This window comes from Pseudoalteromonas ostreae, assembly GCF_018069805.1.
Classification (GTDB): Bacteria; Pseudomonadota; Gammaproteobacteria; order Enterobacterales; family Alteromonadaceae; genus Pseudoalteromonas; species Pseudoalteromonas ostreae.
Map to the genome: position 1 here is coordinate 104,986 of NZ_JAGPYN010000004.1, position 20,569 is coordinate 125,554.

A 20,569-nucleotide genomic window follows, 5' to 3' on the forward strand; every position below is an offset into this window, starting at 1 on the left:
AGAGAGGTTACATTTACCATTTAAGGACATTCATCTACTTTAGGGGCATATAATGAATAATAGTTTTGATACCCAAAAACAACTCACTATTAATGGCGAGCAGTTTCATATTCATTCACTGCAAGGGTTAGGCGACAAAGCCAAGCGACTGCCGTTCTCGCTCAAGATCCTACTCGAAAACTTATTACGCAATGAAGATGGCGTAAATATCAAAGCACCAGATATCGATGCATTATTAGATTGGGATCCACAAGCCAAACCAACCGCCGAAGTTGCATTTACGCCAGCACGCGTAGTAATGCAAGATTTTACCGGCGTACCCGCAATTGTCGATTTGGCCGCAATGCGTGATGCTATGGAAAGACTTGGCGGCGATCCAGCTAAAATTAACCCACTTTCTCCAGCTGAATTGGTTATTGACCATTCTGTACAAGTTGATGGTTATGGTAATGATGGCGCTTTTGATTTAAATGCCAAACTTGAATACGAACGCAACAAAGAGCGCTATGAGTTTTTACGTTGGGGTCAAACGGCGTTTGATAACTTAAAAGTAGTGCCACCAGCAACGGGGATTGTTCACCAAGTGAATTTAGAATACCTTGCCCGCGTTATATTTAACGAAGATCGCAACGGCCAAAAATTTGCTTACCCAGATACTTTAGTTGGTACTGATTCACATACCACTATGATCAACGGCTTAGGCGTGCTTGGTTGGGGTGTGGGAGGCATTGAAGCCGAAGCCGCAATGCTTGGCCAACCTATTAGCTTATTGATCCCACAAGTGGTAGGTATGAAACTTAATGGCCGTTTACCTGAGGGCACCACAGCGACCGATTTAGTACTGACCGTTACTGAAATACTGCGTAAGCATGGCGTTGTCGGTAAATTTGTAGAGTTTTATGGCGATGGCCTTGCTGATTTACCACTGGCCGACCGCGCAACCATAGCTAATATGGCACCAGAATACGGCGCTACTTGTGGTATTTTCCCTATCGATGATGAAACGATTAATTACCTTCGTTTAACCAACCGCGATGAAACCCAGCTCAAACTGATAGAAGACTACGCGAAACACCAAGGCCTATGGCGTAACGATGGTGATGAAGCAAATTACACCGACAAGCTCGAATTAAATCTAAATGATGTAGTGCCAAGCCTTGCCGGTCCGAAACGCCCACAAGACAGAATAGCACTGGATAAAGCTGGCGAAATTATTGCCAGTCATTTAAAAACTTTTCAAGATGAACGTCTTGCTAAACGCGATAATAGTGATGAACAACAAACACGTATCGAAGCTGAAGGCCCTGCAACTAATCCTGATGAGCCAACCAATGAAGCCCAATTTATGGGCGCTGCAAAGGTACACTTTAAAGGTCAAGAATTTGAGCTTAAAGATGGCGCTTGTGTTATTGCTGCTATTACCAGCTGTACCAATACCTCAAACCCAAGTGTTATTTTAGCTGCGGGTTTAGTCGCGCAAAAAGCTCGCCAGTTAGGAATTAACGTAAAACCTTGGGTAAAAACATCACTCGCACCGGGTTCACAGGTGGTCACTGACTACTTAGAAAAAGCAGGCCTAATGGATGATTTAGATGCCCTTGGCTTTAACCTCGTGGGTTATGGCTGTACTACCTGTATTGGTAATTCAGGCCCACTCGCCGAAGAAATATCTGACGCGATTCAAAAACATAAACTGGTTGTAAGCTCTATTTTATCAGGCAACCGTAACTTTGAAGGGCGTATTCATCAAGATGTGAAAATGAACTTTTTAGCCTCTCCACCTTTAGTTGTCGCCTATGCGATTGCGGGTCGTACAGATATCGATGTTTATAACGAGCCACTTGCGCAAGATGCTAATGGTAATGATATTTATCTTAAAAATATTTGGCCTAGCGTCAGCGAAGTAAATGAACTCGTGAAAAAAACCGTCACTAAAGAAATGTTCGCTACCAGCTACGGCAATGTTTATAAAGGGAATGATCGTTGGCAGCAGATAAAAATTCCAGATGGCAAATTGTATGATTGGAATGATGCCTCAACCTACATTAAAAAAGCACCATTCTTTGATGGTATGAGCATTGAACCTCCTGGTATTCCTACAATTAGCGGTGCTCGCTGTTTAGCTAAACTTGGCGATTCCGTCACTACCGACCACATCTCCCCTGCAGGCGCAATAAAAACAAGCGCGCCTGCTGGCGAATACTTACAAGAAAATGGCGTAGATAAATCGCAATTTAACTCGTACGGTTCTCGCCGTGGTAATCATGAAGTAATGATGCGTGGTACATTTGCCAATGTACGCTTAAAAAACTTGCTTGCACCAGGCACTGAAGGTGGTGTAACGCGCACTCAACCTGATGATGAGCTTGCCAGTATTTACGATGCAGCAATGGCGTATCAACAGCAAGGCGTGCCACTCGTGGTACTTGCTGGTGCGGAGTATGGTACAGGCTCATCACGAGATTGGGCAGCGAAAGGCTCGCTATTATTAGGTATTAAAGCGGTCATTGCGCAAAGTTACGAACGTATTCACCGCTCGAACCTAATTGGCATGGGTGTACTACCACTGCAATTTAAAGCAGGCGAGAGTCATGAATCACTGGGGTTAACAGGTCAAGAGCAGTTCGATATCGAAGGCCTCTACGATAAAACCAAAGAAGTTAGTGTCGTGGCTACTAATAGCGAAGGCAAAAAACGCAGCTTTAATGCCGATGTCCGCATTGATACCCCCAAAGAGTGGGATTACTACAAACATGGCGGCATTTTACAGTATGTACTGCGTAATATGTTAACTAGCTAATATATAATAACAGGGCTTTGCAAAATTAATTTGCTTTGCCCTTAATTTTTTGATGTAAAACAAGTCAGCTTACTCATTATTAACTACACTTAATTTATCTTATCATTAACACCTCCATACTATGACCGAGCAGAAGATGAGCACAGCTCTGAGGGTATTCATTGTACTTAGCCTATGCCTTATTGTGGCTGGATATTATTTATTCGTCTCGGATCTGTTTGATGAACATCGAGGCTGTGCATGACCAACATGTATAGCAGTAAGATCATGCAATTAATCGAACCATTTAATGCCTCTAAAACGATATTAATAATGGCTCTTTTAGTGGTCAGCTTATCTGCTCAATTGCGTGAAAATGAAAAACTGATTATTGCATCCGGTAATTTTGCACCTTATTTTATGCAAGATGACGTAATCGGCAATGGTTACTTCGATCAGCTTGTGGTTCAAGTGTTACTAATGCAAGGCTATCAAAACCTGCAACTGGTGCCGTTAAATAATGATGCTATTCAACGCTACTTCAATAATAAAGTCGCAGATATCGCGATCAACTATACGGCACAACCAACTACACAAGCATTTACTTCTCGTTATCGTGTACGATTTATGAACCGCGTGACCATGCTCCCTTCACCATGGACCGAAAAAGTAGCTACGTTGAACGATTTAAAAGATTTAAAAGTTGGCAGTTTTATAGGGGCCAGCGATATATTTGGGGCTGAATATAAAAATATAGCAACACAGGTGCTCACACATTATAGTGAAGTAGGAAATCAACAAGCACTAAATAAACAATTAGTTACCAATAAGATCGATGCTCGTGTCGGCGATTACTTAATGCTCTATTGGCATACCTCAACAAACACCCAACTTGACCCTGCAAATTTTATATATAAAGATATTTTAAACTACCAAGGTTCATACATTGTTTTTCAAGATAAGTCCGTCAGAGATAGCTTCGATGAAGGTCTGACAAAATTAATTGCCTCTGGAGAACTTATAATAGCTACTGAGCACTGGTTAAAAGCCTATAATCTGCCAAACATTAAGCAACAATTTTTTACGCAGCCTGACAAAGCACAGCCAAACAGCGCTATTGAAGCCAATTAATGCGTTTCTTGTAGCGATTTAGTACGCTGCTCTAACCGCTCTTTCACTTGCTCTGCATCCTCAAACAGCTTTTTCATCACCACAGGATCATAAACACTGCTTGAGTTTGGTATTAAAGACATATTAGTTGTTTTTGAGGTACCTTTTAAAATAGACGTATCTTCGGCGGCAAGTACCGTAATATCACGCGGATCGATAATTACTTTTTCACTTGTACCGTCTGGATTAGGCTGATCTGAGTAATGCCATTGGCCTTGCTGATCTTGCCATTTAAAAATAACGGTCGTTGCTACTGAGCTTTCATCGGTAATTGATTCTACAACTTTTTGGCTGGTCTCACTGACCAATTTGGCAGCCATGGCCAAGGTATCACTGGATAACGCGACCATTTGTTCAGTTAGCTGATTTGATTGACGACTAATCCCATCACTGGTTAACCACGTTTGACCATCAGGTCGTTGCAAATAAAATAATGCCGCAACACTGATCAGCAATACCATAATAGCTAGGTACGCAAAATACTTCATATTCAATCCTTTGAGTTAAAGTGCTCGATTGCTATCATTGATAGCGAGCTATTATTTTAGCTAGTCCACCATTATCTTTCAAGCTTTGTAAAAAATCATTAAATTCTTTCGCGTACTTTTTACCCCTTGTATTAAAAGAGAATTGCAACTGCAGCGGTGCCTTACCAACATTCACATCACTGATGGTTAAAATAGCAAGCTCGGGGTTCTTTTTTATATACCAGTTTACAACAGAGCGCGACATTACAGTAAAGCGTTTACTAGTATCAGTGTCTTTATACAAACTTTGCAATATTTCTAAGTCGGAATAAAAATTCTCACGGTGCAGAGCCCTGCTCTTTACTGGTAGCTCATATTTTGGATAAACATAACCAAATCGCCCGAGTAAAACACCGCCCTTTAAATTGTCTAATTCTTTAAAGTCAATTAGTTCAGCCCCGCGAGCTATTACCAGCACATCTTCGATCACCACTATCTCTTGGCTCCAATAATAGGGCCCATCATCTACAAGCCAAATTTCGGATTCCATTCGTGCATCCACATCACCTTGCTTCACCATCTTCGCCGAGCGCATTTCAGGGACGAAGGTGTAGTCGATTTGTATCCCTGTAGCCATCGAAAACGATGTAAGAACGTCATTTAAAATTCCTTTTTTTGAACAAACAAAGTGATAAGGGGGGTAATCTTGCTCGGGTAAGGCGATACGAAGGCTATCAGCAAAAAGACTATTAGAAAATAATAAAAAGAAAATTACGTAATGTGGTTTCATAAAAAACATGCGCATCAATTTATAACGACTGTTCATATTATAGTCAAAAAAATATAAAACGCAGCTAGGCTGCGCTTTAATAATCGTTATAGTTAGCAATCTCAGCTAAAGAAGTTTGCTTATATTTTTACCAGCAGAATTAGATCCCATCACCATCAATGTGTAGGCCACATTCACGGTTTAGACCAAAAAAGCGGGTCTCTTCTTCGGTCATACCTGGCTCTAGTTTACGCGTAGTATGCACATCGCCCATTGACACATACCCCTGCTCCCATAATGGGTGGTATGGTAAGTCATGTTTAGTTAGGTACTGATAAACATCGCGGTTTGACCATTCGATGATTGGATAAACCTTTACCGTGCCACGGCTAATTTCAACAACTTGCTTATTGGCACGCGTTGATGATTGATCACGGCGCAAGCCACTAAACCAAGTACCTGCATTAATGTCTTTTAATGCGCGAGTCATTGGCTCAACTTTATTAAGCTGGTTATATTGTTTAATACCCGCTTCGCCTAACTCCCATAACTTACCAAACTTGGCTTCTTGCCAAGCCGGGCTTAACTGCGACTTATACACTTTTAAATTTAGTGATAAACGTTCGGTCATTTGCTCAATAAACTGATAAGTCTCTGGGAATAAATAACCGGTATCAGTTAGCACCACTGGAATATCAGCTTTTTGTGACGTAACTAAATGCAACATTACTGCGGCTTGAATACCAAAGCTTGATGATAAAAATTGCGTATCTGGCAAGTTTTCCAGTGTCCATGCTACACGCTGTTCAGCGCTCATATCTTTTAATACGCCATTTGCATCAGCCAGCAGTGTTGCTTGGCTTTCTTTATCAAGCTGTAAAATATTTTTAAATTCACTCATAGTAAATTCCAAACCTTAGCAAGGCGAACGCTTGCTTTAAATTATGCGTAGAAATCGGTTGCTGAGACTTTAACTTCAGCAACAATGCCTTTGCGGATCACAAAATCACCAAAGCATTCGCCGTCATTACGTTCAGCTGCCCATTGACCTATTAATTTGTCAAAGGCCTCTAAATACACGTCTTCACCGACATTCTCTAAATACAACTTAGGAATGCGCGTACCTTCAAGATTGCCACCTAAGTAAACATTGTATTTGCCTGGACCTTTACCCACCAACCCTGCTTCTGCCAACATTGCGCGGCCACAGCCATTCGGACAACCTACAACACGCATAATAATACTGTCATCAGGAATACCGTGCTTAGCAAGCAGCGCTTCGGTTTTTTCAATTAAACTTGGTAAATAACGCTCAGCTTCCGCCATCGCTAAAGGGCAAGTCGGTAGAGAAACACAGGCCATTGAGTTTTTTCGCTGCTCAGAATCTTTGTCATCAATCAAACCGTGTTCACGAGCAATTTTTTCGATTATTGCTTTTTGATCAGCTGGCACACCGGCAATGATCAGGTTTTGATTTGCCGTCATCCGAAAATCACCTTGATGAATTTCAGCAATTTTGCGACAACCTGTTTTTAGTGGCTTGTCTGGGTAATCCAAAATACGACCACTTTGGATGAAGAGTGTTAAATGACTCTTTCCATCAATGCCATCAACCCAGCCGATGCGATCGCCACGATGAGTGAACTTATAAGGTCTAATCGGCTCAAATTTAACACCAACACGTTTTTCAACTTCAGCTTTAAATGCATCTGTACCAACACGATCTAACGTGTACTTTGTTTTTGCATTTTTACGATTTTCGCGATTCCCCCAATCACGCTGAACTGATAAAACATGTTCAGCTACACTCAATGTATGCTCAAGAGGTATAAAACCAAATTCATCAGCTTTGCGTGGGTAAGTTGCAGTATCACCATGAGTCATAGCAAGGCCCCCACCCACCAACACATTAAAACCAACTAGTTTGCCGTTTTGTGCAATCGCAACAAAGTTTAAGTCGTTAGCATGTATGTCAACCTCGTTATTAGGTGGAATTGTTACCGTAGTTTTAAATTTGCGCGGTAAATAAGTCGCCCCTAAAATGGGTTCTTCTGTGGTTTCTGTCTTTTCACCATCTAACCAAATTTCAGCGTATGCTTTGGTTTTTGGTAATAAATGCTCAGAAATTTTCACAGCCCATTGATAAGCCTCTAAATGCAGTTCGGATTCAACAGGATTAGTCGTACAAAGTACATTACGATTAACGTCACCCGCCGTTGCTATAGAATCAATACCAACACTATCGAGTAATTGGTGCATGCCTTTTATTTCTGGCTTTAATACACCATGAAATTGAAATGTTTGTCGGGTAGTTAAACGAATGCTGCCATACGTTGTTTTATCACCGGAAAAATTATCAACTGCTAACCACTGTGCGGGTTTAATGATACCGCCAGGCATACGCGCGCGCAGCATAACATTATGTAAAGGCTCTAATTTCTGCTTTACACGTTCAGAGCGTATATCACGATCATCCTGTTGATACATGCCATGAAAACGAATTAACTGAAAGTTATCTGCGGTAAAACCACCAGTAATTTCATCTTTTAACCCCTGAGCTATTGTGCCGCGCAAAAAGTCACTTTCGCCTTTTAAGCGCTCGTTATCAGAAAGCTTTACGTTTTTATCTTGTTCGCTCATTTTAAATCCTAAATTTATTACAGTTACGATAATTAGATGTTAAATAAAATAAGAAGCGCGGTTAGTACACATCTTTCTGATAGCGGTTTGCGCTACGTAAATCTTTTAAGTATTGCTCTGCGTCTTCCTTGCTCTTACCCGTATTTTCTTCAATGATGCCTATCAATACTTGATGAACATCTTTTGCCATGCGGTTAGCGTCACCACAAATATAAAAATGCGCGCCAGCCTCTAGCCATGCAAAAACTTCTTTACTATTACTACGAAGTTTATCTTGTACATATACTTTTTCAGCTTGATCGCGACTGAACGCGACATCCACTTTGCTTAATAAACCCGACTTTAAGTAACCTTGAATTTCTACTTGATATAGAAAGTCTTGGGTAAAATGAGGGTTACCAAAGAACAACCAGTTTTTACCTGATGCTTCACGGGCATCACGCTCTTGTAAGAAAGCCCGGAACGGTGCAATACCAGTACCAGGGCCGACCATGATCACAGGTGTTTCGTCGTTAGCTGGTAAACGAAAGTTATCATTATGCTCGCTAAATACTTTTACCTTGCAACCTTCTTCGGCACGACGTGCTAAATAACCTGAACAACCACCAAAGTGCTCACTACCAAAGGCTTCAAATTCAACCAGACCAATGGTTAGATGTACTTCATCTTCAACCTCAGCTTGACTTGAAGCGATAGAATATAAACGCGCTTGTAATTTGCGTAGGCAATCAACTAAAGTTTGTGCATCAAGCTTGGCTGGATTTTGGCGGATCACATCAAAGATTTGACGAGGTTCAATGTATTCACGCATAGCCGCTTTATCTTCAACGAGCCTTAGTAACTCAGGTGCACCCGTTGCGATTGCGTATTTTTCGACAAACCCTGGGTATGACTGAGTCAGTTCAAGCTTTTCAATCAATGCATCACGAACGTTTAACTCTTCATCAGCAACTTTTACTTGGCTTGCAGCATCGATTTGCGTCAGTGTTAGTACTTCATCAACCAACGCTTCGTCATTTAAAAAATACACACCCAGCGAATCCCCTGGGGTATAAGTAATATCTGAGCCTTCTAATGAAATTTCAACGTGACGCACATCTTTGGTTGAATCACGGCCAGTGATCTTTTGTACTAAACTCAGCTCTGCCGCAAATGGGTTTTGCTTGGTATATTGGCTGGCAGCAATTGCTGGTGCACCAAATGGCACCACTTGCCCACCAGTTGTACTTTGCTGCGCTTTTAAATCAGGTTCAAACGCATCAAGTGCACCCGTGATCCACGTTGCCGCTTCATCATCGTAATCAACATCTAAATCAGCGCGCTGATAAATAGTCTCTGCGCCTAATTTATTTAAACGCTCTTCAAAATCTTTTGCCGTTTGGCAGAAGAACTCATAGCTTGAATCGCCTAAACCAATCACCGCTATTTTAACACCATCAAGCTTAGGTGCTTTTTTGGTTGCTAAAAATTCATGCAATGTTTCCGCATCTTCTGGCGGCTCACCTTCACCGTAAGTTGAAACCACGACCGTAAGGAATTTTTCTTTTTTCAGGGCTGTTGGTTTGTAATCAGACATGCTTACTAGTTTCACGGCTAAACCACGTGATTCAGCCTGTTCTTTGAGCTTAGTTGCAACGCCTTTTGAGTTACCAGTTTGCGAGCCATATAAAATGGTCAATGCAGCTGCATCCCCAGCACTTGGTGCAGCACCAACAACACCACCCAAAGCTGTCGTATTGGCATTCGCAGCAAGATAGCCACTTACCCATGCTTGCTGAATTGGATTAAGCTCAGCCACTAAACCTTGTAGCTTTTGTACTTGCTCTTGCGATAGTGGACTTGCTAGCGCATTAAGTTGACCTAACAACATGAATTAATTCCCCGTAACCCTGAAAGTTATCGACAAAATGATTACTGATTGCAGTCATCACTTTGCCTAAAATTTGTGTCGACTTTAAGGCAAATAACTCAGGCCCTAAAAATTTCTCTTGAGTGAAGAATAACGGGGTACGCGCTAATAAAAAAAGAATAGAATCTGCTTTGTTATTCCATTTAGTTATTAATTTATAAATTAATCAGTAAAAACAGTTTAAAAAGGTAAGAATAATTGCTGACAATTTCAGCGCCACGCTTAGCCGCTCAGAAATATCATACAAGAAATTGTTCACTTCATTCTTTTTAAAATACACATTAACTTTTTTGCAACATAACACAGGTAGGCTATAGTCGATTGAGCCACATTCTGTGCGCCGACTATAAATACAATAAGGAAACACTATGTCACACGGGGCATATAGAAAACTCATACTCGCCAGTGCTGTTTTATCAACAGCACAGCCTTGCTTAGCCGCCATAGATAATGGTGATTTTGAAAATTGGTCAGGCAATACCCCGAGCGATTGGAGCATCATTGATTCCGGTATTGCACTATCAGCTTCAAATACCATAGTAAATTCAGGAACCCTTGCTGCAAAAGTAGTGGTTAATACCGCTAGTCAAAGTAATACTGATTTACGGCAAACAGTGACTGTTGAAGCAGGCCAAAGCTATCTATTTTCAAGCTGGATTTATCACACCGAAGGCGGTGTTAAAGCCCGTCTAATTGCCGACGGCTACCAAGGCTACTCAAACCCTGCGCTATTAAATCAATGGCAACAGATCAGTCATGATTATACTGCAACCAGCAATACTACGATTAGCGTTGGCCTGCGCTTTTATGATGTTAGTGGCTTTGATGGCAGTGAAACTGTGTATGTGGATAGTTTCATGCCAAGCTCTGGTAGCAGCACACCGCCGCCATCAGGTTGTGCCAATAATACGGTTAGTTTAGCGCTAACAACTGATAATTATGGCGAAGAAACTAGTTGGCAAATAATTAATGCTCAAGGTACAACCGTTGCATCTGGTGGCGGTTATAGTGGTAACAACAGCTACACAGAGCAAGCTTGCTTAGTTGATGGCGATTACACGTTTAGTATTTTTGATAGTTACGGCGACGGTATCTGCTGTTCATTTGGTAATGGCAGCTACGCGCTAACATCCGCCCAAACAACATTGGCTAGCGGCAGTAGCTTTCAAAGCAGTGAAGCAACTCTCTTTATACTTGGTGATAATACCAATCCAGAAACGCCGCCCAGCGAGCCAACTGACTACTATGTTACAGCACAAGGTTTAACAGACTACGCTCTAAAAACAGCGCTATATAACATTGTTAAAGGCCACAACTCACAAGGTTATTCAGCTATTTGGCGTTTTTACGATATTGCTTCACGGGATAAGTACTTTGAAAATGACAATTCAATACTCGATCGCTATTCAGAAAATCCCACCGACCAAGACAGCTATAACTATGCCGCTGTAAGTGATCAATGCGGCAGTTACAATAGTGAAGCAGATTGTTATAACCGCGAACATTCATTTCCGAAAAGTTGGTTTGGCGGCAAGAATGAACCGATGAACTCAGACGTTCACCATATTTTTGCAAGCGATGGTTATGTTAATTCAAAACGTAGCAACTACCCGTTTGGTGAAGTGGGCAGCGCCAGTTTCACCTCAAGCAATGGCAGTAAACTTGGCAGTGCAGCAAGCTCGATTAATTACTCAGGCACGGTATTTGAGCCAATCGATGAATTTAAAGGTGACTTTGCTCGCGCCTACTTCTATATGGCAACCCGCTACGAAAACGTCATTGGTACTTGGCAAAACAACACCACCGCAAGTAACGCAGTACTTAATGGCACATCAAACCAAGTATTTGAGAATTGGGCAGTAACTATGCTAGTTAATTGGCATAACGACGATCCCGTCAGTCAACTTGAACTAGATAGAAACCAAGCCGCTTATGAGCATCAAGGTAATCGTAACCCATTTGTCGATCACCCTGAGTTTGTAGAGATGATTTGGTAAAAAGGTCAGCGGTCAGCGGTCAGCGGTCAGCGGTCAGCGGTCAGCGGTCAGCGGTCAGCGGTCAGCGGTCAGCGGTCAGCGGTCAGCGCAGAAAAACATCAGCCTTTGCATTTGCAAAGGCTTTTTATTATCTCAATCGGCACATTCTTTTTATTATAATAGATTAGAGACTTATGATTTAACAAAACCTTCCTACCTATTAAATAGGTGGATAGTTGATAATTGATAGATTCTCTACAGAAAATTGGCTTATAAGAAAACTAACTATATGAGGATATACATTTGAGCCGAACCATGAGCTAAACAATTGCTCAATAAAAAAACAACATAGTAAGACTAAGCCCCCCACCAATCTCCTAAGGAAATAATTTGGATGAGAGTCTTCTTCTTTTATCTGTGGCTTTTCTTTGTGGATATTAAATGTGATGATATTGCAGTTATTATAAATATGAACATTGTTATTTTCTTCCATTCTTTTTCCTTGTTTTATGCAGGCACAACTAAACCCACATCAAGGTTATCTTGATGTGTATTGTTAATTTTTGTTTGAAAGAAAGTTGTGCTTATGATTATCGTTGAGTGGTATTTGATCTGTACAGAGTTCTATGTTAGTTCGCACCTCCTTTGTTGATTAGTTTGATATCTATCACTTAACTGGTTACTTATTTTTCCTAATTAACCACCGATAGAGCTATTATAAACCTAAAAGAAGAACATGTCAAATAACACAAAACTCCACCCAAAGTCAAATTTAAATTACAATTAAAATCAAATACTTACAAATAAACTACAATCTACATATCAATAATATTGCTTTGTGGTGATAAAAGTATAATGCCAACGTATTCGTGACGCTCTTTTCTTCTCGGCCCTCAATAGACTCTGGCGTTCAACTTCACTCCGAGCTGCTGACGGCTGACGGCTGACGGCTGACGGCTTAAAACTTACCGCTTATAGCTCTTTATAAACAAAAAGCCCCAGCTAATGCCGGGGCTTTTTATAAAACAGACTTAATTAAAAATTAAGCTTGTTTTGGACTAGAAATAACATCTACTAATGTCCAAGACTTAGTCTTAGAGATTGGAGCGCATTCACGGATAGTAACAACGTCACCCGCTTTTGCTGTGTTATTTTCGTCATGTACGTGTAACTTAGTCGTACGTTTGATGAATTTCCCATAGATTGGGTGCTTCACGTAACGTGCGATAGCGATAGTGAAAGATTTTTCCATCTTGTCGCTAGTTACAGTGCCTTGAAGAGTACGAATTTTATCACTCATTATTGACCTGCCTTCTGGTTAATAACTGTTTTTACACGTGCGATATCGCGACGTACTGTTCTTAGCGTGTGAGTTTGAGCTAACTGACCAGTGCTTGCTTGCATGCGCAGGTTAAACTGCTCACGAAGAAGACCTAGAAGTTCAGCATTAAGCTCTTCTACGCTTTTATCTTTTAGTTCGCTTGCTTTCATCACATTACCGTCCGAGTTACGAAAGTTGTTTTGAATGGCAGTTTACGAGCAGCAAGGTCGAATGCTTCACGAGCAAGCTCTTCAGAAACACCTTCCATTTCGTAAAGTACTTTACCAGGCTGAATTTCAGCAACCCAATATTCAACAGAACCTTTACCTTTACCCATACGAACTTCAAGAGGCTTTTCTGTGATCGGTTTGTCAGGGAAGACACGGATCCAGATTTTACCTTGACGTTTCACGTGACGTGTCATGGCACGACGAGCTGCTTCGATTTGACGAGCAGTCATGCGGCCACGGCCAGTAGCTTTCAAACCGAAAGTACCGAAGCTTACTTTGTTACCGTTTTGCGCTAAGCCACGGTTGCGGCCTTTGTGCATTTTACGGAATTTTGTACGTTTTGGCTGTAACATTACTCGCTACCTCTACTTAGCACTTTTTTTGGCTTTCTTTGGTGCGCGTTTAGCTGGCTTCTCTTGCTCTTGTACTAGTGGTAAACCACCAATAACTTCGCCTTTGAAGATCCAAACTTTAACACCAATGATACCATAAGTGGTTAAGGCTTCAGAAGTTGCGTAGTCGATATCAGCACGAAGAGTATGTAGAGGTACACGACCTTCACGATACCATTCTGAACGTGCGATTTCTGCGCCGCCAAGACGACCGCTAACTTCAACTTTGATCCCTTTAGAACCGATGCGCATTGCATTTTGTACCGAACGCTTCATAGCGCGACGGAACATAACACGACGCTCTAGCTGAGAGGCAATGCCGTCTGCTACTAGTTGTGCATCTAGTTCTGGTTTACGTACTTCAGAAATATTGATCTGAGCAGGTACACCAGCAATCTTAGTTACCGCTTGACGTAATTTTTCTACGTCTTCGCCTTTTTTACCGATAACAACACCCGGACGAGCCGTGTGAATTGTTACGCGGATTGATTTTGCTGGACGCTCAATAACGATTTTAGACACAGAAGCCGCTTTCAATTCCTTAGTAAGGAATGTACGTACTTTGTGATCGCCAAAAAGCTGTGCAGAGAAATCTTTTGAACTCGCGTACCAGGTAGAAACCCAAGGTTTAGATATACCTAGGCGAATACCAGTAGGATGAACTTTTTGTCCCATTACTTATACTCCTAGCTATCTGAAACCACAACAGTGATGTGGCTTGTACGCTTAAGGATGCGGTCTGCGCGTCCTTTAGCACGTGGCATAATACGTTTCATTGTTGGACCATCGTCCACAAAGATCGTTGTTACACGTAGCTCATCAATGTCAGCACCTTCGTTATGCTCTGCGTTAGCAATAGCAGACTCAAGTACTTTCTTAACTAATACAGCCGCTTTCTTAGGGCTGTACGCCAGGATTTCTAGTGCGCGATCGACAGGTAACCCGCGGATCTGATCTGCAACTAGACGTGCTTTTTGCGCCGAACCAGAGGCGAATTTATGTTTAGCTAATGCTTGCATTTATCATTCCCCTCTTAACGTTTCTTCGCTTTCTTATCCGCAGCGTGGCCACGGTAAGTGCGAGTTGGTGCAAATTCACCTAGTTTGTGACCGATCATTTCGTCAGAAACGAAAACTGGTACATGCTGGCGACCATTATGGACAGCAATGGTCAATCCGATCATGTTAGGTATGATCATTGAACGACGGCTCCAAGTTTTAATTGGCTTCTTGTCACCGCTTTCCAAAGCTTTCTCTACCTTCTTCAGCAAGTGTAGGTCTATAAAAGGACCCTTCTTGAGAGAGCGTGGCATGGCTATTCCTCAATATTACTTAGTACGACGACGTACTATAAATTTATCCGTACGCTTGTTCTTACGCGTCTTAGCACCTTTAGTCGGCTTACCCCATGGAGACACAGGATGACGACCACCAGATGTACGACCTTCACCACCACCGTGTGGGTGATCAACCGGGTTCATGGCAACACCACGAACTGTCGGACGAATACCACGCCAGCGGTTTGCACCTGCTTTACCAAGTGAACGAAGCATATGCTCAGCATTGCCTACTTCACCTAGCGTTGCACGACAATCAGATTCAACTTTACGAACTTCGCCTGAACGAAGACGTAATGTTACATACTGACCATCACGCGCAAGGATTTGAACGTATGCACCAGCAGAACGTGCGATTTGAGCACCTTTACCTGGTTTTAATTCTACGTTGTGAACAGTCGAACCTACAGGCATATTGCGCATAGGTAATGCATTACCAGGCTTGATTGGTGCATCAACACCAGACTGGATTGCATCACCAGCTTTTAAGCCTTTTGGTGCGATAATGTAACGACGCTCACCGTCTGCATATAATACAAGTGCGATGTTTGCGCTACGATTTGGATCATATTCTAAACGCTCAACAGTGGCTGGAATGCCATCTTTAGTACGTTTAAAATCGATTAAACGGTAATGCTGCTTATGACCACCACCGATATGACGAACCGTAATACGACCATTGTTATTACGACCACCTGATTTAGAGTTTTTCTCTAATAGTGGTGCGTATGGCTTGCCCTTATGTAGATCTGGGTTTACCACTTTAACTAGGTGACGACGACCCGCAGAAGTTGGCTTACACTTTTGAAGTGCCATAATTCTAACTCCCCTTATTACTCGGCGCCGCCGACAAAGTCTAGTTCGCTGCCTTCTTTAAGAGTAACGTAAGCTTTTTTCCAGTCGCTACGACGACCGAAACGTGCGCCAGTACGTTTTGTTTTACCCTTAACATTAAGTGTGCGAACACCAGTTACTTCCACTTCAAAAAGCTTCTCTACAGCTGCTTTAACTTCAGCTTTAGTTGCGTCATTTACTACTTTGAAAACGATTGTGTTGTTTTCTTCAGCAGCAATAGTGCTTTTTTCAGAGATATGTGGAGCAAGGATCACTTTTAAAAGACGTTCTTCACGAATCATGCTAGCGTCTCCTCAAGTTGCTTAACAGCAGCTGCTGTAATAAGTACCTTATCGAAAGCGATTAAGCTTACAGGGTCGATACCAGCTACATCACGCGTGTCAACCTTGTACAGGTTACGTGCCGATAAAAATAGATTCTCATCTACTTCTTCAGTTACGATTAGAACATCTTTAAGCTCAAGTTCTTTAAGCTTAGCAACTAGTTCTTTAGTTTTTGGTGCTGCTAGAGCAAAACTTTCAACAACGATTAAACGCTCTTGACGAACTAATTCAGATAAAATGCTTTTGATCGCACCGCGGTACATTTTACGGTTTACTTTTTGGCTGTGGTCTTGTGGTTTAGCTGCGAAGCTAACGCCACCTGAACGCCAAATTGGACTACGGATTGTACCAGCACGTGCACGGCCAGTACCTTTTTGAGCCCATGGTTTTTTACCACCACCGCTTACTTCAGAACGTGTCTTCTGAGCACGAGTACCTTGACGAGCACCTGCTGCGTATGCAACAACTACTTGATGTACTAATGCTTCGTTAAACTCACGTCCAAAAGTAGCTTCAGAAACTTCAAGACCGCCAGAAGCGTCTTTAATTGCTAATTCCATCACTAAATCTCCAGGACTTATGCTTTAACAGCAGGTTTAACGATAACGTCACCGCCGATAGCGCCAGGTACTGCACCTTTAACTAAAAGCAAGTTACGCTCAGCGTCAACGCGTACTAGTTCTAAGTTTTGAGTCGTTACACGCTCAGCACCCATATGACCGGCCATTTTCTTACCTTTAAACACCTTACCAGGTGATTGGTTTTGACCGATTGAACCAGGAGCACGGTGAGATAGAGAGTTACCATGTGTAGCGTCTTGCATGCTGAAATTCCAGCGCTTAACACCACCTTGGAAACCTTTACCTTTAGAAGTACCGGTTACGTCAACTTTGTTGATTTCGTTGAATAATTCAACAGTAAGCTCAGCGCCTACTTCAAAATCGCCTTCACCACCATTTAGGCGGAATTCCCACAGACCGCGACCCGCTTCAACACCAGCTTTAGCGAAGTGACCCGCTGTTGCTTTGTTTACACGGCTTGCTTTTTTAGTGCCTGCGGTTACTTGAAGCGCGTTATAACCGTCTGTTGCGTCAGATTTGATCTGAGCAATGCGGTTAGGAGTCGCTTCAATAACTGTCACAGGGATAGATACACCATCTTCAGTGAAGATACGTGTCATACCCACTTTACGACCGACTAGACCTAATGCCATTTTCCTAAAACCTCTCTAATCTTCCGATTAACCCAGGCTGATTTGAACATCAACACCAGCAGCAAGGTCTAAACGCATAAGTGCGTCTACAGTCTTGTCAGTTGGTTCTACGATGTCGATCAGACGTTTATGGGTGCGGATCTCGTACTGATCACGCGCGTCTTTATTAACGTGCGGTGATGTAAGTACAGTAAAACGTTCAAAGCGTGTAGGTAGTGGAATTGGACCACGTACTTGTGCGCCAGTGCGTTTCGCAGTTTCCACGATTTCCGCCGTTGATTGGTCAATCAAACGGTGGTCAAAAGCTTTTAGGCGAATACGAATGCGTTGATTTGACATTCTTAAACCTCAATATAAAGAGCATTTAAAAGAGCATAAAAAAACGACCGAAACAATCTTAAAAACATAAGATGCCGGTTGTTGATTTATATCTACGTTGAGTTCCAAATCGGAACTCCTGTTTTATTAGCTTGAAATCCAAGCTTAATGTTCCTTCCAAGTTCCCAGGGGAATTTTGAAAGCCTGCGTATTATAGTGACATTGGTGATAAATGCAACAACTATTTCAAACTGCCGATATGACTGTTATTTATACCGCAGAAAAGGGCGGTCGTTACAGAAGGTCATCTACAGCGATAGGTGAGATGGGAGTGCTTGCTATTAATGATAATGGTCAGTCCAGTTATTACTTGGTATTATCTGCGCTTATTTTGCTTTTTACCCTCTAACGTTGGTGAGTTGATGCGTATTTTTAATTATTGTTTGAATGTTTTCTCTAAGGTAATAAATAGCCTGTTCGTTAAAAGCAAGGTGCTGCCTGAAAACCCAATCGAACAATACGGCCTTAATCCGGCATATCCAACCTTTTATATTGTTAAACTTAATGCACGCTCAGATTTAGCGGCGCTAGATAAAGTCTGCAAAACGTTTGGCTTACCTTCCCCTATGCAGTCACAACTGCTCGGCGGCCAAGAACTAGAGCGCTTTATTGGTTTACAAAATCCGCCACCATTGTTTGGTAACACAGCTAAACCAACCGATGCTCTAAATCAAGGTAAACAAATTATTGAGCAATTACTGGCCAACGGTGAGCAAAATGTGCAAGTGCTGCCAGTAACTATTCTATGGGGCCGTAATCCAGGTAAAGAGAAGCCAGGATTAGGCACGCTAGTGTCACATTCACTGACCCCAAGCTGGTTTCGTAAGTTTTTTGTTTTACTATTCTCTGGTCGAGACAACTTTATTCGCTTTAGTCAGCCGCTGGACTTATCACTACTGATTAACGAAAAGGCCGATGTTGATGAGTTACCACATAAACTACTGCGCGTGGCACGGGTGCATTTTCGTCGTCAAAAACTAGCAGCGACGGGGCCTAAAATGCCCTCACGAGAACAGCTGTTTAATTCGTTATTAGCCTCACCCACCATTAAAAAAGCGGTACAAACTGAAGCCAAAGAAAAAAACATCAGTCAACAACAGGCACAGCAAAATGCGTTAAAGCTGCTTGATGAAATAGCGGCCAATTACAGTGACGCGACCATTCGAGTTGCCGATCGCGCGCTCACTTGGCTATGGAATAAACTGTATAACGGCATTGAAGTTAAATATACCGAACAGTTACATGACTTAACCAATAAAGGTCATGAGATCATCTATATGCCATGCCATCGCTCGCACATGGATTACTTACTACTTACCTACTCTATTTATCATTTAGGTTTAGTGCCACCACATATTGCAGCGGGTATTAACTTAAACTTTTTCCCTGCCGGTGGTATCTTCCGCCGCTCAGGGGCATTTTTTATTCGCCGTTCATTCGCGGGCAACAAGCTCTATTCAGCCGTGTTTAAAGAGTATTTAAGCCAACTGTTTATTAAAGGTTATTCTGTCAAGTTTTACACAGAAGGTGGTCGCAGTCGCACTGGCCGTTTACTACCACCAAAAACCGGCATGTTAGCAATGACTCTACAAGCTATGCTGCGCGGCATTGATCGGCCAATTTCGATTGTGCCTGTATATATTGGTTACGAGCACGTGATGGAAATTAATACTTACCTGAAGGAACTTGCGGGCAACGATAAAAAAGGCGAGTCTATTTTTGGTATTTTTAAAGCGATTAAAAATTTAAAGAACTATGGTCGTGGTTATTTAAACTTTGGCGATCCAATCTCAATCAATCAATATTTAAATGAGCAGCAACCTGATTGGCGTGAATCTATTCACCCTACTGATGTGCAAAAACCGCAGTGGCTTGGGCCTCAAGTCGCAACACTTACCGCTAAAGTCATGGTTAATATCAACAGTGCCGCAGCCCTTAACTCCGTTAACTTACTGGCAATGATATTGCTAGTAAATGATAAACAAGCGCTGAGTAAACCTAAGTTGTTAGCACAGCTAGATTTTTACTTACACCTGCAACGCTGTGCTAGTTACAGTGAAAAAATCACCATCCCAGATGAAAGCCCAGAGCAACTATTAGCGCATGCGTTAAAACTGAATAAATTTGATGTGATCAGTGATGAATTTGGCGAAATTATTGCTATTAGCGATAAAGAAAAAACCCTGTTTAACTATTATCGCAATAATATTCTGCATGTTTTTGCAGTGCCAAGCTTACTAGCACTGCATATATTTAAAAGCCATAAAACCACCATTGTACAATGCCAAGCATTGATTAACTGTTTTTACCCATTATTTGCTAAGGAATGGTTTTTACACGAACTCGATGAAAATTATATTACCCGTATTTTAGCCAGCTTTGTTGATCAAGATTTAATTGAAATTGATGGTGATAATATCAAAATTACCAATAGTAATGATTGCTTAGCCAAACTTGAAATTCTCGGTCGGGCATTAAGTTTAACCTTACAACGCTATGCGATTGTGACGGGTTTTATTCAAACAAGCCTAAGTATTGAGCGCGAAGAATTAGAACGTGAAAGCCAAGTACTGGCTGAGCGCTTAGGCACTTTGCACGGCATTAAAACCCCTGAGTTTTTTGACAAAAAAGTATTGGTAGGTTTTATTAGCAACTTACGCGAGCAAGGTTTAATTAGCGAAACCGATAATAGCTTGCGAGGCAGTACAGAGCTGTGCGAAGTGTATATGCATCTTAAAGCATTATTGCCAGCACGGGTCTGGCAGTCGATTAGTGATATTGTGCAAGGGCAATGTAACAAAAAGTAGCTGA

At 41.8% G+C, this 20,569-nt stretch carries 21 protein-coding genes; 5 read left to right on the top strand and 16 right to left on the bottom strand.

All coding sequences use genetic code 11. The features are described 5' to 3' along the window. Positions 1-52: 52 nt before the first annotated feature. Positions 53-2,800, top strand: a complete 2,748-nt coding sequence (gene acnA, locus J7338_RS04415) for an aconitate hydratase AcnA (RefSeq protein WP_210795934.1) — start codon at positions 53-55, stop codon at positions 2,798-2,800. A 267-nt stretch (positions 2,801-3,067) separates the two neighbouring features. Continuing rightward, the gene (locus J7338_RS04420; protein WP_210795935.1) at positions 3,068-3,910 is read left to right on the top strand and encodes a substrate-binding periplasmic protein; all 843 of its coding nucleotides are present in this window, start codon (positions 3,068-3,070) and stop codon (positions 3,908-3,910) included. Here the strand turns inward: J7338_RS04420 and J7338_RS04425 are convergent. The 5 genes from J7338_RS04425 to J7338_RS04445 form a co-directional block, all read right to left on the bottom strand. Continuing rightward, a complete protein-coding gene (locus J7338_RS04425) occupies positions 3,907-4,437 on the bottom strand; it encodes a DUF4124 domain-containing protein (protein ID WP_210795936.1) in 531 nt (176 codons plus the stop codon). The two genes, J7338_RS04420 and J7338_RS04425, sit on opposite strands and share 4 nt — an antisense overlap. A 34-nt stretch (positions 4,438-4,471) precedes the next feature. Further along, positions 4,472-5,242, bottom strand: a complete 771-nt coding sequence (locus J7338_RS04430; protein WP_210795937.1) for a substrate-binding periplasmic protein — start codon at positions 5,240-5,242, stop codon at positions 4,472-4,474. A 103-nt stretch (positions 5,243-5,345) separates the two neighbouring features. Further along, on the bottom strand, positions 5,346-6,086 hold the full coding sequence (locus J7338_RS04435) for a phosphoadenylyl-sulfate reductase (RefSeq protein ID WP_210795938.1): 741 nt from the start codon (positions 6,084-6,086) through the stop codon (positions 5,346-5,348). Between the two features lie 41 nt (positions 6,087-6,127). Then, positions 6,128-7,825, bottom strand: coding sequence for an assimilatory sulfite reductase (NADPH) hemoprotein subunit (gene cysI, locus J7338_RS04440; protein ID WP_210795939.1), 1,698 nt, complete (start codon positions 7,823-7,825; stop codon positions 6,128-6,130). A 61-nt stretch (positions 7,826-7,886) separates the two neighbouring features. Beyond that, positions 7,887-9,695, bottom strand: coding sequence for an assimilatory sulfite reductase (NADPH) flavoprotein subunit (locus tag J7338_RS04445; protein ID WP_210795940.1), 1,809 nt, complete (start codon positions 9,693-9,695; stop codon positions 7,887-7,889). Between the two features lie 407 nt (positions 9,696-10,102). Here J7338_RS04445 and J7338_RS04450 point away from each other — a divergent pair, with 407 nt between their 5' ends. Then, positions 10,103-11,731 (top strand): endonuclease, encoded by a 1,629-nt coding sequence (locus J7338_RS04450; RefSeq protein ID WP_210795941.1) that lies wholly within the window; start codon positions 10,103-10,105, stop codon positions 11,729-11,731. A 1,021-nt stretch (positions 11,732-12,752) separates the two neighbouring features. Here J7338_RS04450 and rpsQ read toward each other — a convergent pair. From rpsQ to rpsJ, 11 genes are read right to left on the bottom strand one after another with little or no spacing between them, the layout of a single operon-like run. Further along, complete coding sequence (gene rpsQ, locus J7338_RS04455) at positions 12,753-13,010, bottom strand: 30S ribosomal protein S17 (RefSeq protein ID WP_210795942.1); 258 nt, start codon at positions 13,008-13,010, stop codon at positions 12,753-12,755. Then, positions 13,010-13,201, bottom strand: coding sequence for a 50S ribosomal protein L29 (gene rpmC / locus J7338_RS04460; RefSeq protein WP_054552371.1), 192 nt, complete (start codon positions 13,199-13,201; stop codon positions 13,010-13,012). Before rpmC ends, rpsQ begins: the two co-directional genes overlap by 1 nt. After that, positions 13,201-13,614 (bottom strand): 50S ribosomal protein L16, encoded by a 414-nt coding sequence (gene rplP, locus J7338_RS04465; protein ID WP_002957890.1) that lies wholly within the window; start codon positions 13,612-13,614, stop codon positions 13,201-13,203. The genes rpmC and rplP overlap by 1 nt, the downstream gene beginning before the upstream one ends. 12 nt (positions 13,615-13,626) lie before the next feature. After that, positions 13,627-14,328 carry a 30S ribosomal protein S3 gene (gene rpsC, locus J7338_RS04470; protein ID WP_054206128.1) on the bottom strand — a complete coding sequence of 234 codons (702 nt, stop codon included), beginning with the start codon at positions 14,326-14,328 and terminating at the stop codon, positions 13,627-13,629. 11 nt (positions 14,329-14,339) lie between these two features. Continuing rightward, positions 14,340-14,672 (bottom strand): 50S ribosomal protein L22, encoded by a 333-nt coding sequence (gene rplV, locus J7338_RS04475; protein WP_004588690.1) that lies wholly within the window; start codon positions 14,670-14,672, stop codon positions 14,340-14,342. 14 nt (positions 14,673-14,686) lie between these two features. Next, positions 14,687-14,965, bottom strand: a complete 279-nt coding sequence (gene rpsS, locus J7338_RS04480; protein ID WP_010561269.1) for a 30S ribosomal protein S19 — start codon at positions 14,963-14,965, stop codon at positions 14,687-14,689. Between the two features lie 15 nt (positions 14,966-14,980). Further along, positions 14,981-15,805, bottom strand: coding sequence for a 50S ribosomal protein L2 (gene rplB, locus J7338_RS04485; RefSeq protein WP_007376192.1), 825 nt, complete (start codon positions 15,803-15,805; stop codon positions 14,981-14,983). A gap of 17 nt (positions 15,806-15,822) precedes the next feature. Continuing rightward, a complete protein-coding gene (rplW, locus tag J7338_RS04490) occupies positions 15,823-16,125 on the bottom strand; it encodes a 50S ribosomal protein L23 (RefSeq protein WP_054206127.1) in 303 nt (100 codons plus the stop codon). Then, entirely contained in the window at positions 16,122-16,727 is a 606-nt protein-coding gene (gene rplD, locus J7338_RS04495) for a 50S ribosomal protein L4 (RefSeq protein WP_054206126.1), read from the bottom strand. Before rplD ends, rplW begins: the two co-directional genes overlap by 4 nt. A 17-nt stretch (positions 16,728-16,744) precedes the next feature. Then, a complete protein-coding gene (gene rplC, locus J7338_RS04500) occupies positions 16,745-17,380 on the bottom strand; it encodes a 50S ribosomal protein L3 (RefSeq protein WP_054206125.1) in 636 nt (211 codons plus the stop codon). Positions 17,381-17,407: 27 nt separating this feature from the next. Then, entirely contained in the window at positions 17,408-17,719 is a 312-nt protein-coding gene (gene rpsJ / locus J7338_RS04505; RefSeq protein WP_002957900.1) for a 30S ribosomal protein S10, read from the bottom strand. Between the two features lie 211 nt (positions 17,720-17,930). Between rpsJ and J7338_RS04510 the strand changes: the two genes are divergently transcribed. Beyond that, positions 17,931-18,107: a hypothetical protein gene (locus J7338_RS04510; protein WP_210795943.1), complete on the top strand. Its 177-nt coding sequence runs from the start codon at positions 17,931-17,933 to the stop codon at positions 18,105-18,107. A gap of 13 nt (positions 18,108-18,120) precedes the next feature. Continuing rightward, positions 18,121-20,565 (top strand): glycerol-3-phosphate 1-O-acyltransferase PlsB, encoded by a 2,445-nt coding sequence (plsB, locus tag J7338_RS04515; RefSeq protein WP_210795944.1) that lies wholly within the window; start codon positions 18,121-18,123, stop codon positions 20,563-20,565. The last annotated feature ends 4 nt before the right edge of the window (positions 20,566-20,569 follow it).

Coding starts and splice junctions, on each gene's coding strand:
- acnA (WP_210795934.1), top strand. CDS start 53: ATGAATAATAGTTTTGATACCCAAAAACAACTCACTATTAATGGCGAG.
- J7338_RS04420 (WP_210795935.1), top strand. CDS start 3,068: ATGCAATTAATCGAACCATTTAATGCCTCTAAAACGATATTAATAATG.
- J7338_RS04425 (WP_210795936.1), bottom strand. CDS start 4,437: ATGAAGTATTTTGCGTACCTAGCTATTATGGTATTGCTGATCAGTGTT.
- J7338_RS04430 (WP_210795937.1), bottom strand. CDS start 5,242: ATGAACAGTCGTTATAAATTGATGCGCATGTTTTTTATGAAACCACAT.
- J7338_RS04435 (WP_210795938.1), bottom strand. CDS start 6,086: ATGAGTGAATTTAAAAATATTTTACAGCTTGATAAAGAAAGCCAAGCA.
- cysI (WP_210795939.1), bottom strand. CDS start 7,825: ATGAGCGAACAAGATAAAAACGTAAAGCTTTCTGATAACGAGCGCTTA.
- J7338_RS04445 (WP_210795940.1), bottom strand. CDS start 9,695: ATGTTGTTAGGTCAACTTAATGCGCTAGCAAGTCCACTATCGCAAGAG.
- J7338_RS04450 (WP_210795941.1), top strand. CDS start 10,103: ATGTCACACGGGGCATATAGAAAACTCATACTCGCCAGTGCTGTTTTA.
- rpsQ (WP_210795942.1), bottom strand. CDS start 13,010: ATGAGTGATAAAATTCGTACTCTTCAAGGCACTGTAACTAGCGACAAG.
- rpmC (WP_054552371.1), bottom strand. CDS start 13,201: ATGAAAGCAAGCGAACTAAAAGATAAAAGCGTAGAAGAGCTTAATGCT.
- rplP (WP_002957890.1), bottom strand. CDS start 13,614: ATGTTACAGCCAAAACGTACAAAATTCCGTAAAATGCACAAAGGCCGC.
- rpsC (WP_054206128.1), bottom strand. CDS start 14,328: ATGGGACAAAAAGTTCATCCTACTGGTATTCGCCTAGGTATATCTAAA.
- rplV (WP_004588690.1), bottom strand. CDS start 14,672: ATGCAAGCATTAGCTAAACATAAATTCGCCTCTGGTTCGGCGCAAAAA.
- rpsS (WP_010561269.1), bottom strand. CDS start 14,965: ATGCCACGCTCTCTCAAGAAGGGTCCTTTTATAGACCTACACTTGCTG.
- rplB (WP_007376192.1), bottom strand. CDS start 15,805: ATGGCACTTCAAAAGTGTAAGCCAACTTCTGCGGGTCGTCGTCACCTA.
- rplW (WP_054206127.1), bottom strand. CDS start 16,125: ATGATTCGTGAAGAACGTCTTTTAAAAGTGATCCTTGCTCCACATATC.
- rplD (WP_054206126.1), bottom strand. CDS start 16,727: ATGGAATTAGCAATTAAAGACGCTTCTGGCGGTCTTGAAGTTTCTGAA.
- rplC (WP_054206125.1), bottom strand. CDS start 17,380: ATGGCATTAGGTCTAGTCGGTCGTAAAGTGGGTATGACACGTATCTTC.
- rpsJ (WP_002957900.1), bottom strand. CDS start 17,719: ATGTCAAATCAACGCATTCGTATTCGCCTAAAAGCTTTTGACCACCGT.
- J7338_RS04510 (WP_210795943.1), top strand. CDS start 17,931: ATGCAACAACTATTTCAAACTGCCGATATGACTGTTATTTATACCGCA.
- plsB (WP_210795944.1), top strand. CDS start 18,121: ATGCGTATTTTTAATTATTGTTTGAATGTTTTCTCTAAGGTAATAAAT.